The 18,040-nt window shown below is 46.0% G+C and carries 2 protein-coding genes; both read left to right on the top strand.

From position 1 onward, the window contains the following. Positions 1-85 precede the first annotated feature (85 nt). Positions 86-16,951 carry a PKD domain-containing protein gene (locus F9K23_13190; protein ID KAB2914678.1) on the top strand — a complete coding sequence of 5,622 codons (16,866 nt, stop codon included), beginning with the start codon at positions 86-88 and terminating at the stop codon, positions 16,949-16,951. Continuing rightward, positions 16,948-18,039, top strand: a complete 1,092-nt coding sequence (locus F9K23_13185) for a type IX secretion system membrane protein PorP/SprF (GenBank protein KAB2914677.1) — start codon at positions 16,948-16,950, stop codon at positions 18,037-18,039. Before F9K23_13190 ends, F9K23_13185 begins: the two co-directional genes overlap by 4 nt. Position 18,040: the final 1 nt, after the last annotated feature.

Below are 18,040 nucleotides of genomic sequence, written 5' to 3'. Positions count from 1 at the left end.
AGGGCGCTAGGTATTTATTTTAAAACAATTTACATAAAATTTAAAATGGCGTGTTAATTTGCCGCTATTTTAGGGTGGCCTTACTATGCAAAACAGATTACTATCTACTTTCATACTGTTGGCGTTTTTTGGCTTCGCAAAGTCCGTATTTGCGCAGTGTTCAGGAAACAGTGGCTTCTCTATATCTACGCCAAATTGTGTAAATCAATCCATTTCATTTATTGATACCGGCAGCGCTACCCCCGATAGTGTTTTGTGGGTGTTTGGTAACGATAATTCAACATACACTTCAGATACTGTTAACAAGAGTTTTGGTTCAGCTTTAACCGATACGGTGTGGCTGATTCGTTTTTTTAATAACCCGTCGTTTTGTTCAGATACCGTTTTTCAGGTATTTACCATTACAAATGTTAGCGCATCCATCACTCCTGCAACCTTGCAGAATGTTTGTGTGGGCGACTCGGTAACATTAACGGCAAATGGTGGGGCAGGATTAACTTACCAGTGGGTGAAGGATGGGGTTGATAGCAGCGGAGCTACTTCGCAAACTTTGCGTGCTACTTCGCCCGGAACTTATAAGGTAAGAGTAACTCAAAACGGGTGTTCACGACTTTCAGACTCGGTGGTTGTTACTTTCTATAATTACCCCAATGCAGATTTTACGTTTGCACCCGATACGGCTTGCTCCGGAACAACAGTTTCGTTTTCTAATACATCAACGGGAAGTTCATTAAGTTACAGTTGGACGTTTGGTAACAGTCTTACCTCAACGGCTACTAACCCTTCCACCACTTATGATGTAACAGGAACTTCGGCGATTGTTTCGTACAATGTTCGGTTGATTGCAACTACCCCCGGTAATTGCAGGGACACTATTACCAAAACCGTGTATGTACGTCGCCGCCCCAACTCGGCCATCGACGATTTTAACAACATCCCCAAGTTTGTTCAGTGTAACGTTTCATCGTCTCCTTTTTCATTGCAGATTGATAACGTATCGACTACTATGTCGACCAATAACTCGTATTCAATCAATTGGGGTGATGGTAATAGTCAAAATTTCGGGTCATCTTTTGATACGATAACGCACGTGTACGCCACATCGGGAGCGTTTACAATGACTGTTATCACAACAGACGGTGCAGGGTGTAAGGATACAAGTACCTATAGTGTGTTTAACGGTGGTAACCCCGGGGTAAGCATCGGTAACTCAGGTAGTACCTCAGGATGCCGCCCCTACGGCCTTACCTTTACCATCGATACCAGCAAAGCAACGGGTATTGGTAATAACGCACCCGGTTCAATATATACGCTAACCTTTAATGATGGTACGGCACCCATGGTGTTTACGCACCCGCCGCCACCCAGTGTAAGCAAAACCTTTTTAACTCCCTCGTGCGGAACTGCTACCCCCGGTTTTCCTAATGCTTTTCAAGCAGAAATGTCGGTTACCAACCCTTGCGGTACCAACAGTGCTACTATCAGACCTATTTATATTTCAACCAAACCCGAAGCTGAGATTGATTTTGACCCAGATGATGATACGGCTTGTTTGAATGATTTAGTTACGATTGAGGACGTATCGGATACAGGTAGTGTGTCATCAAACAGCGGCTGTAACCAAACCCCACGCCGTTTGTGGAATATTTACCCCGCAACGGGCTGGACGTTGAATTCGGGTTATTTCGGTAACCACGGTAACTGGAACAACAACCCTGCTAACTGGGGTAGTCAGGTTTTACAAGTAGATTTTACAGATACGGGAACATTTACAGTAGAACTGATAGTAGGAAACATTGCCCAAGCGGGGCTTAGTGTGTGCGGGGATGATACAATACGCAGGATTTTGCGGATAATGAGGCCGCCCTTGGCTGATTTTACATTGAATATAAATCCAACCAGCGGTTGTGCAAACAGTATAATTACTACCAATAATAACTCAACAGGTGATAACCTCACTTACCAATGGATAATTAATCCCAACAGCGGTTATACTGTAACATCAGGCAGCCTAACTTCTCCAACCCCTACTTTTCAGTTTAATACTGCGGGCACCTATTATGTAACACTGATAGGCAGCAACCGATGCGACCAAGATACGGTAGTTGATACCTTGGTAATAAGGGATGTGCCCGACGTTACACTACCCGGTGCGGTTGCATTTTGCGGGCCTGATACAGTGGCGTTTGATACGCTGGCTTCCAACCTGCTGCATAGGGTAATTTACAACGAGAATTTTGGTGACAGTATTACTTACCAATGGACGGTAACAGGAGGAAGCTACACTTATGTGTCAGGGGATTCTACATCGTATAATCCGTCAATCTATCTCTCAACTCCGGGAACATATACTATAAAGGTAAAGATAACAAACGAGTGCGGCAGCGATTCGACCACACAAACCATAACGGTGCGACCACTGCCTGACGCAAACTTTACCATTAATGACAGTGCCCAGTGTTTAGTGGGGCATAGTTTTGCGTTTACCGATGCCTCAACCATTAGCAGCGGAACCATTACTACCTATACATGGACGTTTGGCGACGGTACGGGTTCATCAGCCCAAAACCCTACTAAAAGCTACTCAACTGCCGATACCTTTAATGTACAGTTGTTAGTTGCCAGTGCTTTTGGTTGTGTTGATTCTATTACCAAGCAAGTAATTACATTCCCACAGCCAACGCCTTTATTTACCATTAATGATAGCGACCAATGCTTAAATGGTAACAGTTTTTTATTTACCAATACTTCTACCATAGCCAGCGGCAGCAATACTTATCACTGGCGTTTTACTGAAAGGGCCGGAGATACTTCGATACTTGCTAACCCAACCTTTGTGTACGATACCACGGGTGTGTTTGCGGTGAAGCTGGTGGTAACGTCAGACAATGGTTGCAGGGATTCGGTTACCCGCAATGTGTACATCCGTCCTGCTCCGGAACCTGATTTTACTATAAACGACAGTATGCAGTGCTTAAACGGAAACAGTGTAACGTTTACCAACACATCAAGCATACAGTCGGGAACGGTTTCGTACAAATGGATATTCAGCAATACAGCGTCTGATACATCGGTTGCTACCAGCCCTACCAAAGTATATACTACCGCCGATACGTTTGCGGTGAAACTGATTGTTACTTCAAACTTCGGTTGCCGTGATTCAGTTTCTAAAAACGTTTACCTGTTCCCCAAACCAGATATGGCGTTTAACGTAAACGACAGCGAACAGTGTTTCACCGGGAATAGCTTTGTATTTACCAACGGCTCGTCAATAAGCAGCGGGACAGTTAGCTACAAATGGCAATTCAGTTCAGACCCGGCCGATACATCGATACTAAATAACCCTACTAAAAGCTATGCAAGCAACGGGGTGTTTCCTGTAAAGCTGATTGGTACTTCTGATCAGGGATGTAAAGATTCGGTATCGGCAAATATGACCGTGTTTGCTGAGCCCTTGGCCGGTTTCAATATTAACGATACCGACCAATGTATCAACGGTAACAACTTTATTTTTACTGATACATCGGTAGTAGGCGGATTGTATAGCCGCCAATGGACGTTTGGTGACGGCAGCAGTTCAACCATTGCAGCACCCTCAAAATCGTATGCAACGGCTGATACCTTTATAGTGAAGTTGGTGGTTACCATTAACGCAGGGGGGTGTAAAGATTCGGTTTCAACGCCAGTGTATGTGTATCCTCAACCGGTAGCGGCTTACACTATTAATGATAGCATACAATGTTACCCCGGCCACTCGTTTGTATTTACCAACGGAACAACGATAGCTTCGGGCAGCAATACGTATCTGTGGAAGTTTAATGTACCCACAGGTACAACCGATACATCTAACCTCACCAATCCCACTAAAAACTACCCTGCATCGGGTACTTATATTGTAAGACTTACTGCAACTTCGGATAAAGGGTGTAAAGATTCAACCCAGCATCAGGTAACGGCTACCCCCATTATTAATAACAACGTAGTTGCATCCAACCAAGGACTTTGCTCAGGCTCAACACCGGATAGCCTTGTGCAATCGGGTGCATCCGTAAGCGGTGGTAGCGGAGCATTTACCTACCAATGGCAAGAAAGCACCGATTCAGCCGTATGGACGAATATTGTAGGAGCTACCGGGGTTAACTACCAACCACCTGCTTTAACAGCCAACCGTTGGTACCGCCGTGTGGTAACATCGGGCGATTGTGCCGATACCTCAGTGCCTGTTAAAATTACGGTTACCCCTGCCATTACTAACAATACCATTACTGCCAACCAAATTGTATGTGCGGGCTTTACACCTTCACAATTTAACGGCAGCACCCCCGCAGGCGGTTTGGGAAGTTTTACTTACCAATGGCAAATCAGTACCGACTCTAACACTTGGAACAATATAGTAGGTGCACAATCGATAGATTATACTTCAGGCGTATTAACCCAAACTACCTATTTCCGCAGGTTGGTTACTTCGGGTGTGTGCACACAGCCCAGCAATGTGGTTAAAGTGCTGGTGAATCCTAAGCCTACGGTTTCGTTTACAACGGCCAGTGTTTGTTTAGGGTTAGCAGCCAATTACACATCCACTTCAACCATTGCAACGGGCAGTATTGCCCAATATACTTGGACGTACGGCGACGGTAACGGAGGCACAGGCAGCAGTCAAAGCCACACGTATGCTTCGGTAGGCAGTTATACTATAAAACTGATTGCAGTATCTGACAGCAGTTGTACCGATAGCACCACCCGAACCATTAATGTTCACCACAAGCCTACGGCCTCTTTTGTATCTAACGATACCTGTTTGGGTTTCGGCAACGGGTTTAATGCCTCTGCATCAAGCGTAGGAGCGGGAAGTATTACCAATTACGGATGGAATTTCGGCGATGCTACCACCGGTAGCGGCGTTACAACCACCAAAACCTATGCGGCGCACGGCAGTTACAACGTAAAACTAATTGTAACCACTGATAATTCTTGCAGGGATAGTATTACCCAAGCAGTGGTAGTTCACCCTCGTCCTGTACCTAACTTTACTACTAACGATAGCGACCAATGCGTAAACGGTAATAGCTTTACCTACACCAACAGCACCAGTATAGCCAGCGGCAGCAGCACTTATTTATGGAATTTGGGAGAAGGAGCAAACGATACCAGCACCCAAACCAGTACTTCAAAAACGTATGCTGTAAATGGTAACTACAGTGTGAAACTAATAGCTACTTCAAACTTCGGGTGTATCGATTCGGTAACTAACCCCGTAATAGTGTATGCAAAACCTACTCCTGCATACAGTATTAATGATACCGACCAATGTTTGAACGGTAACAGTTTTATATTCACCAATGGCAGCACTGTAAACCCGGTAGTGGGCTTGTCCTACGTTTGGAGGTTTGGCGACGGTAGCACCTCTACCCAAACCAATCCTACAAAATCATATAACGCAGAGGGTACCTATACCGTTCGTTTGGTAGTAACTTCAGTAAATGGGTGTGCGGATAGTATTGAGAAAACGGTGTATGTGTACCCTAAACCCAATCCTGCCTTTACCATCGACGATACTTTGCAGTGCTACAACGGCAACGTGTTTGTATATTCAAACAGCAGCACCATTGCCAGCGGTACGCAAACCTATTTTTGGAAATTGAATTTGCTGGATGCCTTGGATACCAGCACCCAAACTAACGTTACCAAAACCTACACTGCATCGGGTAATTTGGCCGTGCGCTTGACGGCCACATCAGACAAGGGCTGTAAAGATTCTATCCAAAGAAATATTATCGTAAGGCCTGATATTACTAACAATACCATCGCTTCGGCGCAAAACATCTGTTCAGGCTCGATACCCGATACATTACGACATACAGGCGTTGCCATTAATGGCGGCGACGGTAGTTTTACCTACCAATGGCAACAAAGCACCGACTCAATTAGCTGGAGTAACATAGGCAGCGCAACCGGAACCAGCTATGCTCCTCCGGCTTTGTTTGCTACCACATGGTACAGGCGTGTTGCTGTTTCAGGGCCTTGCTCTGATACTTCTGCCCCCATAAAAATTACCGTTACACCCGGTATCGGCAATAACATTATCACCGCTAACCAAAGCCAATGTGCAGGATACACTCCGTCACAGTTTAACGGCACTGTCCCTACAGGCGGTAACGGTGTGTTTGTGTACCAATGGCAGTTTAGCCTTGACTCTGCTTCATGGTCAAACATTACAAGCGGAACCGATACCAATTTCCAAGCAGGGGTACTTAACCAAACTACATGGTACAGACGTTTGGCTACTTCAAACTCTTGTACGGTAATCAGCAACCCGATTAAAGTAAACGTTAATCCCAAACCTGCGGCCTCGTTTACTGCACCTTCGGTGTGCTTTGGTTTAAACGCAACATTTACTTCTACGTCAACCATTGCAACAGGTGCTATCACCCAATATAACTGGACGTTTGGCGACGGAAATACCGCCAGCGGCACTACAGGTCCGCAGAATGCTTACGGCGCAGTTGGCAGCTATACAGCGAAATTGATTGTAACCAGCGACTCAGGTTGTGTAGACAGTACTACCCGTACCTTGTGGGTACATCCAAAACCAGTGGCTTCGTTTGTGTATAACGATACTTGCCATACTTACCAACACAGCTTTAATGCTTCTGCATCTGCTGTTGCAACGGGCAGCATTACCAATTACAGTTGGAATTTTGGCGACGCAACCACCGGCAGTGGGGTTACTACCAATAAAACCTATACGTTGGTTAATACTTACAACGTGAAACTGGTAGTTACTACCGATAGTGCTTGTAGAGACAGTATTACACAATCGGTAATTGTGTACCCAAATCCGGTGGCTGATTTTACCACCAACGATACTGACCAGTGCGTAAACGGCAACAACTTTGTGTTTACCAATGCCACCAGTATTGCATCGGGTACGGTTACCTACGGCTGGAATTTTGGCGAAAGTGCAACTGATACATCGTCTCAAACTAATACAAGCAAGGTATATGCGGCCAACGGCACTTACAATGTAGGGTTGGTGGCTGTTTCAAACATCGGTTGCCGCGATACAGTTACCAAGCCCATGACGGTGTATGCTAAACCCGCACAGGCGTTTACCATTAATGATACCGATCAGTGTTTGAACGGTAACAGTTTTGTATTTACCAATACCAGTAATATTACCCCTGCGGTAGGCTTGAGTTATTTGTGGACGTTTGACGATGGTGCTACCAGCACTCAAACCAGCCCCACAAAAACGTATGCATACGATGATACGTTTGCCGTAAAGCTAGTGGTTACATCAATAAACGGCTGTTCTGACAGTGTTACCCAAAACGTATATGTGTATCCCAAGCCGTCGCCTGATTTTAATATTAACGACAGCTTGCAATGCTTTGGCCCCAACCTATATACGTTTACTAACCAAAGTGTGATTAACAGTGGCACGATGACGCATTTTTGGCGTTTTGATGTACTGACTGCCAACGATACTTCATCACAAACCAGCCCCACAAAATCGTATGCTACCGATGGTACTTATACCATCCGTTTAACTGCTACCTCTGATAAAGGCTGTAAAGACTCGGTAGAAAATCAGGTTACGATTAAGCCCGACATTATTAATAACGATATTGCTACTGACCAGTTCTTGTGTCAGGGTGAAACGCCCGATACCTTGGTGCCGTTGAGCGGCCCTGTTAGCGGTGGCGATAATACCTTTGGCTACCGTTGGGAACAAACCACCGACTCAGCCAACTGGACATCTATTGGCGGTGCAACCGATACTTTGTATGCTCCTTCAGCATTGTCAGTAACTACTTGGTACAGGCGTATTGTAACTTCAGGCCCTTGTGAAGATACATCGGCACCCGTTAAGATATTTGTTACTCCGTCTATCGGAAATAACACCATTACCGCCAACCAAACTATTTGCGAAGGGTTTGCTCCTGCACAATTTGCAGGTTCACTGCCCACAGGTGGTCTTGGAGTTTATAATTACCAATGGCAAATCAGCACCGATTCAGCCAGTTGGAGCAACATTGGAGGTGCAACCGATACTTCTTACCAGTCTGGAGTACTTACCCAAACAAGGTTCTTCCGTCGTAGGGTGTCGTCAGGGGCTTGTCCTACCATTAGCAACGTGGTAAAAGTTACCGTGCATCCCAAACCCGTGGCAGCTTATACTACTGCATCGGTATGTTTCGGGTTCAATGCAAACTTCACTTCTTCTTCAACTGTTTCAGTGGGAAGTATTGTACAAAGCGAATGGATTTACGGCGACGGCAATACCGATACAGGCATTTCAGCAACCAACAACTTTACGGCAGCGGGTGCATACACACCTAAGTTAATAGTTACTACCGGCGAAGGCTGTAAAGACAGTACTACCCGCCCGATAAACATTCTCCCTAAACCTGTAGCGGCCTACCAACATAACGATACTTGCTTTGACGATTTAACCAGCTTTGATGCAAGCACCTCAACCGTTGCAACGGGTAGCATTACAGGATATAACTGGGATTTGAGCGACGGAGCCACTGCCTCAGCAGTTACTGCCAGCCATACTTACAGTGCCGTGGGTAATTATCAGGTGAAACTGATTGTAACTACGGATAGTGCCTGCCAAGATAGTATTACCAAAACGGTGTTTGTACACCCCAATCCTGTGGCTGCGTTTACTATGAACGATAGTGACCAGTGCTTGAACGGGAATAGCTTTGTGTTTACCAACGGCTCATCGGTAGCCAGCGGCAGCAATACCTACAACTGGAATTTCGGCCAATCGGCAGCGGATAGTTCTAACCAAACCAGCCCGACTAAAGTATATACCGCCAGCGGAAATTATACGGTACGTTTGATAGCCATTACCAATTTCGGGTGCCGCGATACTGCCACAAGACCCACTGTAGTGTACGCCAAACCCGCACAAGCGTTTAACATTAACGATACCGACCAGTGTATCAACGGTAACAGCTTTACGTTTACCAACACCAGCAATATTACCCCTGCGGTGGGTTTAACCTACCGTTGGACGTTTGGCAACGGTGATACCAGCGTACAAACTAGTCCTACCAAGGTATATACGGTTGCAGGTACTTACCCTGTGAAGTTGCGGGTAACATCAGTGTTCGGGTGCGCCGATTCGGTTACTAAAACAGTGTATGTGTACCCAAAACCCAATCCTGCATTTACTATTAACGATACATTGCAGTGCTTTGGCCCTAACGTCTTCACCTTTACCAACGGCAGTACCATTGGCAGCGGCACTATTAATAACTTCTGGAAATTTGATTTGCTGAATGCCGCGGACACCAGCAGTCAAAACAGTCCTGTGCATACGTATGCCAACGACGGTACTTTTACCATCCGTTTGGTTACCACTTCTGATAAAGGGTGTAAAGACTCAACCGAAAAACAGGTAACTGTTAAGCCCGATATTTTAAACAACGTAATTAATACCCCGCAGTTTATTTGCGAAGGCAGTACACCTGATACTTTACGCCAAGCCGGCAGCACAGTTAGCGGTGGCGACAATACCTTTACCTACCAATGGCAACGCAGTACCGACTCTTTAACTTGGGTAAATATCAGCGGTGCAACGGCGGATAGGTTTGGCCCACCTGCATTGTCAGTAACTACTTGGTACAGGCGTGTTGTAAACTCAGGGCCTTGCACCGATACATCAGCACCCATAAAAATACACGTAACGCCTGCCATTACTAATAATACTATTAACAGCAGCCAAACCATTTGCTACGCTCAAACTCCTGCCCAACTAGGCAGCGGTGCTACGGGCGGTGGTAACGGCACGTTTACTTATTTGTGGCAGCAATCCAACAACAGCATCACTTGGGGCACGGCCATCGGCACCAGTAATACCATCAATTACCAGCCCGATGCGTTATTTGATACCACCTATTACCGCCGCAGGATAATATCAGGCTCGTGCACAACGGTTAGCAACGTGTTGAAGATTGCCGTGAAACCCTTGCCTGTTGTTAATTGGGGAGCTACTACGGTATGTTACCCCGAACCTACAATGTTCAGCGATAGTTCAACCGTTAACCAGGGTAGTAATTCAGGTTTTAGCTGGACGTTTGGAGATGGTACTACATCTACCCAGCAAAATCCCTCAAAAGTATATGTAGCAGGTACTTACACGGCTAAATTGATAGTTACTACCAATTTCGGTTGTAGGGATTCATTAAGCCAAAGCATTACCGTGCATCCCAAACCACAGGCAGGCTACAGTTCGCAAAACAACTGCTTTGGTTTTGCAAGCACCTTTACCGATACTGCCAAAGTGAGCAGCGGTTCAGTGGTAAGCTGGGCTTGGGCCTTCGGCGATGGATTTACTTCTTCGGCTAAGAATGCCAGCCGCACGTATTTTACCCACGGTACTTATAACGTTCGCCAGATTGTAACCACCGATAGGGGTTGCAAGGATACAGTGATCAAACCTATTGTAATTCACCCCAAACCAACAGCCAACTTTGGGGTAACCACGGTTTGTTATCCAAACAGTTCACAATTTACCGATTCATCTACCATAGCAACGGGTAGTCTGATTAGCCGTGCGTGGGATTTTGGCGACAGTGCAACCTCTGTGCTAACCAATCCAATCCATACCTATGCTACCGACGGGGTGTATATTACCAAACTGATTGTTACCTCTAACCAAGGTTGCCGCGACAGTGTATTTAAGGCTGTTACGGTGAACCCGCTGCCTACGGTTGTGTTTACGGGGGATACCTTGGCCTGTGTGAATCGCAATGTGTTCTTTAGCAATACCACTTCGGGCGCGGCCTCTTATGTTTGGAACTACGGCGACGGTAATACCTCAACAAGCTCGGTAGGAAGCAACACGTATGCCAATCCCGGTGTGTACAGGGTGGTGTTGGTGGCTACTACTGCCTATGGTTGTGTAGATTCTACGGCAAGAACCATACGCATTATAGGGGCACCCGTGCCTGCCTTTACCCTTGCACCCGATACAGGTTGTGCACCGCTAAAAGTGGTGTTTACCAATGCAACCACCGGTTTGCACATAAGCTACGATTGGAACTTTGGCAACGGTCAATCAAGCGCCTTGTTCAATCCTGATACTGTAACGTATTTCCAAAGCCAGCGAAACGATTCTACCTATTATATTACACTAAGTGCCACCAACATTTGCGGTACTACCCAAGCTGTTGATTCGGTAAGAGTGTTCCCCAAACCCGTTGCTAATTTCGCCTTTAACGTAAACAACGGTTGCACACCGGCTACCTTCACCATTACCAATACCACCACTGCTTTTCCTGATAACTTTATATGGGATTTAGGCAATGGTACTACCAGCACAGCAACCAACCCAACATCACCGGTGTATACCACGGTGGATAGCGTGAGCATTTACAGGGTTAGGTTAACCGCCTTTAACCATTGCGGTACTGATACAATCTCACGCAATCTTACCATATACCCAACTCCTCACGCGGCATTTACAGCTCCCAACAACTGTTTTGGTTTTACCAGTAACTTTACAGACAGTGCATGGGTAGGCTCGGGCAGTGTAACCAATTGGAGCTGGACGTTTGGCGACGGTAATTTCTCATCGGCACAAAGTCCCACCAATACTTATATTAACCACGGTACGTACAATGTGCGCCAGATTGCAATAAGCGACAGGGGCTGCCGCGATACAATTACTAAACCTATTACTATCTACCCCAAACCGGCCGCAAGGTTTGGTGCCACCACCGCTTGTTATCTTGACAGCACGGTGTTTACCGATTCAACTACTGTGGCTTCAGGCAGCATAGTGAGCAGAACTTGGACGTTTGGCGACGGTAACGGTTCTTCAATCACCAACCCAAGAAATTTATACAGCAATGCAGGAACGTACACTGCAAAACTGATTGTGGTTTCTGATTTGGGTTGTTCTGACAGTAACTTTAAAGCTGTAACGGTGAATCCGCTGCCAAGTATTGCCTTTACGGGCGATACGGTAGAGTGTTTTAACCGCACGGTATTCTACACAAATAATTCAACAGGGGCAGCCACCTACGTATGGAACTATGGCGATGGTAATACCTCGACAGGCTCGGTAGGTAGCAATACGTTTGCTGCACCCGGTTATTACCGCATTGTATTAGTAGGTCGCACTGTATATGGTTGCGAAGACTCGACAGCAATGGTGGTTCGTATTATAGGCCCGCCAACAGCAGCCTTTACGCTCGTACCCGATACAGGTTGCGCACCGTTGAACGTGAACTTTGTAAACAACAGTACAGGTTTGTACACCAGCTACGATTGGGATTTTGGCAACGGCACGGCAAGCACCTTGTTTACTCCGCCAACGGCTACTTACATTCAAAGCCGCACCATCGATTCATTGTACTTTGTGACATTAAGGGCTACCAATATTTGTGCAACCCGTTCAGTAACCGATACGGTTACGGTGTTCCCCAAACCGGTGGCTAACTTTACTATTAACCAAACCGCAGGATGTAGTCCGGCTGTGTTTACGGTTACCAACAATACCACTGCCTTCCCACAAACCTTTTTCTGGGATTTTGGCAACGGAGATACCAGTACTGCCCAGAATCCACCTGCTGAAACCTTTGTTACGGGCAGCACCATTAGCACTTACAAAGTGTTTATGCGTGCCACCAACCATTGTGGCAGCGATACGGTTTCAACCACGGTAACGGTTTATCCTAAGCCTGTTGCGGGCTTCATCACCCAAGATAATTGCTACGGTTTTGTGAGCAACTTTACCGATACTTCTAAAGTAGGAGTGGGAAGCATCACTACACGCAATTGGGCGTTTGGCGATGGTAACAGCTCATCGGCACAAAATGCAACGCATACCTACTTTACACACGGTACTTATAATGTTACCCAAATTGTGGTAACGGATAGGGGTTGTCGAGATACCACAACCAAACCGATTGTTATCCATCCTAAACCTGTTGCTAACTTTGGTGTTAATGCAGCTTGTTTCCGCGATAGTTCATCATTTATAGATTCATCAACAGTTGCATTGGGCACACTTACCAATTGGGTATGGACGTTTGGTGACGGCAACGGTTCGAACCTGCGCAATCCTAAAAACTTGTATGCAGCTAATGGCAACTACAATGCAAAACTGATTGTAACCTCAAACCAAGGTTGCCGCGACAGTATTATCAAACCTGTAACAGTACATCCGTTGCCTATTATGGCCTTTACGGGTGATACGGTAGAGTGTTTCGGTCGTACGGTGTATTATTCAAATACGTCAACGGGTGTAGCTTCTTATGTTTGGAATTATGGCGATGGCAATACCTCAACAGGGCCTGTGGGTAGCAATACATTTGCAAACCCCGGTTATTACCGTGTGGTGTTGGTAGGTCGCACTGTATATGGTTGTGAAGATTCTACCGCATTGGTAGTTCGCATTATCAGCCCGCCTGCCCCTGCATTTACGTTGTTGCCTGATACCGGTTGTGCCCCGCTGAATGTGAACTTTGTGAACAACAGTGTAGGCATACACACCACTTATAATTGGAACTTGGGTAACGGCACTACCAGTACCTTGTTTACTCCGCCAACGGCCACCTATACCCAAAGCCGCACCATAGATTCGCTGTATTTTGTTACGCTAAATGCTACTAATATATGCGGTACACGTTCGGTAACAGATACTATTACGGTATTCCCTAAACCGGTGGCTAATTTTACCATCAACCAAACCGCAGGTTGTAGCCCCGCGGTGTTTACGGTTACCAATGCAACTACTGCTTTCCCGCAAACTTTCTTCTGGGATTTTGGCAACGGTAATACCAGCACCGCTCAGAATCCACCTGCCGAAACCTTTGTTACGGGTAGTACCATCAGTACTTATAAGGTGTTTATGCGCGCCACTAACCATTGCGGCAGCGATACCATTTCTACAACGGTAACGGTGTATCCTAAACCTGTTGCAGGATTTAGCACCCAAGATAACTGCTACGGTTTTGCAAGCAACTTTACCGATACTTCAAAAGTTGGAGTAGGTAGTATCACGGCGCGCAACTGGGCATTTGGGGATGGCAACGGTTCATCAACACAAAATCCTGCACATACGTATTTTAATTTTGGCACTTATAACGTTACGCAGATTGTAGTGACGGATAGGGGTTGCCGCGATACCATTGCCAAACCTATTGTTATCCATCCCAAGCCAGTGGCTAACTTTGGTGTAACTACTGCTTGCTTCCGCGACAGTTCACGTTTCACCGATTCGTCAACAGTGGCATTGGGTACATTAACCAACTGGGTATGGACGTTTGGAGATGGTAATGGCTCCACTTCGCAGCATCCCCGCAACTTGTATTCGTCTAACGGAAATTATACTTCTAAACTGATAGTAACCTCTGACAGGGGTTGCCGTGATAGTGTTATTAAACCTGTTACTGTGCATCCATTGCCAATAGTTGCCTTTAGTGGTGATACGTTAGAGTGTATTAACCGCGATGTATTCTATAACAACAGTACGGTGGGCGCATCTACCTACGTTTGGAACTACGGCGACGGTAAAACATCTACAGGTTCGGTAGGGCGCAATAATTACACTACTCCCGGCTATTACCGTGTAGTATTAGTGGCAAGAACGGTGTATGGTTGCGAAGATTCAGCTGCCATGATTGTGCACATCATAGGCCCGCCAAACCCTGCATTGGTTACCTTGCCTGATACAGGCTGTGCTCCGTTGCAAGTGAACTTTGTAAACAACAGTACGGGTGAGTTTACCAGCTACGATTGGGATTTTGGAAACGGTACTACCAGCACCCAATTTACCCCACCCCCTGTTACCTATCCGCAGAGCTTGTTGGCTGATACAGCTTACACCGTTGCTTTGCGTGCTACCAATATTTGTGCTACCCGTTTGGTTACTCGCCTTGTGCGTGTATTCCCCAAACCGCTGGCAAACTTTGGTACAGATGTAAACAACGGGTGTACACCTAAAACATTTACCATAACCAATACCAGTACGGCATTCCCCGACAGGTATTATTGGGATTTCGGCGACGGTGATACCAGTACGGCACAAAACCCGCCACCACACACCTATACTACTGATTCGGTAATACGTACATTCACGATAAGACTGCGTGTTGAGAATAAGTGCGGATTTGATACTGTATCACGCCGTGTAACTGTACAACCTAAAAATGCCCGTTCATTCTTTGGTATTGATAGTTTGGTGGGTTGCGTACCGCATACCATTCAAGTAACCGATTTCTCGGTAGGTGCAACCAGTTTAAGTTACGATTTCGGTGATGGTAATACATCGGCTAACCGTAATCCTTCGCATACCTTTAATACACCCGGTACATACATTGTAAGACAGTTTATTGCAAATAATTGTACCCAAGATACCAGCCAATTAACCGTTACTGTTTTGCCTCCGCCTGCGGTTTCATTTACCAAAGTGCCTTCTACCCAGTGTAAGGGGCAGGGCATACAGTTCCAAAGCCAAGCCACTAACATATCAGGTTTCCGTTGGGATTTTGGCAACGGTGATACATCGGTATTGAACAACCCTGTGTACAGTTACCCCAATTCGGGTACCTATACCGTGCGATTGTTTGTTGTATCGGCGATTAACGGCTGCACCAACCAGTTCCAGGATACAATTACCATTCATGCTCCACCGGTGCCCGTATTAACGGCTGACAGCACACAAGGCTGCCCGCCACATAGGGTAAACTTTAGCGATGGCAGCGCGGGTTCAGTATTTGTAACGTGGAAGTTTGGCGATGGCAACGGCTCGTCGGTAATTAACCCAACTCATACCTATACTACAACAGGGGTTTATACGGCACGCATGATTGTGCGTAACGCAAGAGGTTGCGAAGATTCTACCGACCGCTTGATACAGGTGCATCCTGTCCCTGTGGCTGCGTTTACACAAACCAGCACCTTCTGCGATGTGCCTTCGGTGGTCAACTTTACCAATGGCTCAACAGGAGCAACAGGCTATTTCTGGGATTTTGGAAATACCCTTACCTCAGCAAATACCAACCCGTCGGTAACGTATACCAATTTTGGTACTTATACCACCGTTCTTAGGGCAAACAACCAGTTTGGCTGTCAAGATACTGCCAGTGCCGTGTTTGAAGTATTCCGCAGACCTATTCCCACAGCCAGCCTTGATACAGCTGACGGGTGTCCGCCAGTGGAGGTGAATTTTAGTTCAAACTCACAATTTGCCACTACCTATTTGTGGGATTTTGGCGATGGTAATACATCTACCCAACAAAACCCGGCACATACTTATACCACAGCAGGTACATTCCCTGTGAAGCTGAAAGTAACCAGTGGAGGTGCTTGTTCTGATTCAGTATTTGTAGGTACGGGGGTAACTGTTTATCCGGTTCCTTCGGCGGCGTTTACCTATACTTTTGCCAACAGTAACTCACCCAACTACGGAGAAGCAACCTTTATAGACCAATCGGTAAATGCCAATACTTATTTGTGGGATTTTGGCGACGGTAATACCAGCACACAGCCCAGTCCTACACACAGGTACACGTTTACAGGTAATTATTTAATTACACAATACATTACCACTATTGACGGTTGCCGCGATACCGCACAAACCTTTATTGAGTTACCATTCTTTAAAGGATTGTTTGTGCCCAATGCCTTCACTCCGGGTGCGGGTGGGCCCGATGTTCGCACGTTCTTACCGGTAGGTATATCATTAAAAACATACCGGTTGGGTATTTACGATGCATGGGGTAAATTGCTGTGGGAAACCACTGATTTGATTGATACTAAGCCTGCTGTGGGCTGGGATGGATTTACCGATGGAGCACCCTGTCCGCAGGATGTGTATGTGTGGAAGGCAGAAGCAGAATTTTTGGATGGTTCAATTTGGCCCGGTCAAAAAGGCCCTAACGGTAAGTACCATAGGGAGGGTACAGTAACGCTGATACGTTGATTAATAAGGTGAAAAGGTTTTATATACTGTTTATAGGAGTATTACTTGGGGGATTTGCTTACGGGCAAGACCCTGCGTTTTCGCAGATATTTAATAATCGCGTTTACTTGAACCCTGCCTTTGTTGGTGTGGATGAAGGGCATCGCGTGGCACTTACCCACCGTAATATGTGGCGTACCTTGCCCCGTCATTATGTAACCACTACGGCTACTTATGATTTTAAGCCTTGTGCGTTTCCGCGTATTGGGTTGGGTTTGGTTGCTATGAGTAATACCGAGGGTGATGGCAGGCTTAAATCTACTGAGGGCGGCTTTGTGTTTGCTGTACACAACCCGTTTAGTTTTTCACGCAGGCGTAAAGATCATACTGCGGGGGCTATTAGTTTTGCCCTGCAAACCACATTCATCAGCCGAAGTATTGATTGGGATAAGTTGGTGTTTGGCGACCAGCTTGACCCTGTAATGGGGGTTGTTTTACCTAAATCGGCACAGGTGAACCCTGATATTAAGCCTGTAAATAATGTTGATTTTGCCGCAGGATTTTTGTGGCGCCAACGTTTATACATTAGCAAACGCATGGATATGAGTATGCACTTGGGTGCGGCCATACACCATATTTTTAAGCCGCAGGAAGGACTTTTGGTAAATGGGATTATGCCTAAAAAACTAACTGTACACGGCGGCGTTTTAATCCCGTTGAGTAAGTATAACTACATTATTCCCGGGTTCCGTTATTTGGGGCAAAACTTGCAGTTGAGCAATCACAAGGTGTTTGATATCAATGCTATGTATCTTAACCGTAAGGTGTTTGGCGGCGCATCGTACCGTATAAATCCCGTTAACTACTATTTCAAACAAACCGATGCGGTAGTGTTTTTTGCGGGGTATGAGTTTGACTTGTCAAAAGAAACCTCATTACGGATGACTTATAGCTTTGATACGAACTTTAAAGGGGTATCTAGCGGTAATTTCTTCACCCACGAGATAAACATCATTCTCTTCAATTTAAGCAAATGCAGAAACGACCTTGCAGGGCTCAACAAAAACATTTGCGATTACCAAGGCAAGGGCGTTCCTAAAATATTCTAAA

Source organism: Bacteroidota bacterium (genome assembly GCA_008933805.1).
In the GTDB taxonomy this organism is placed as follows: domain Bacteria; phylum Bacteroidota; class Bacteroidia; order UBA8524; family UBA8524; genus SB11.
Note: the sequence above shows the minus strand (reverse complement) of the source record. Positions and strands in the feature narration are given on the sequence as shown.

Bases quoted from the DNA above. Each gene is read 5' to 3' on its own strand.
- F9K23_13190 (KAB2914678.1), top strand. From the start codon at position 86: ATGCAAAACAGATTACTATCTACTTTCATACTGTTGGCGTTTTTTGGC.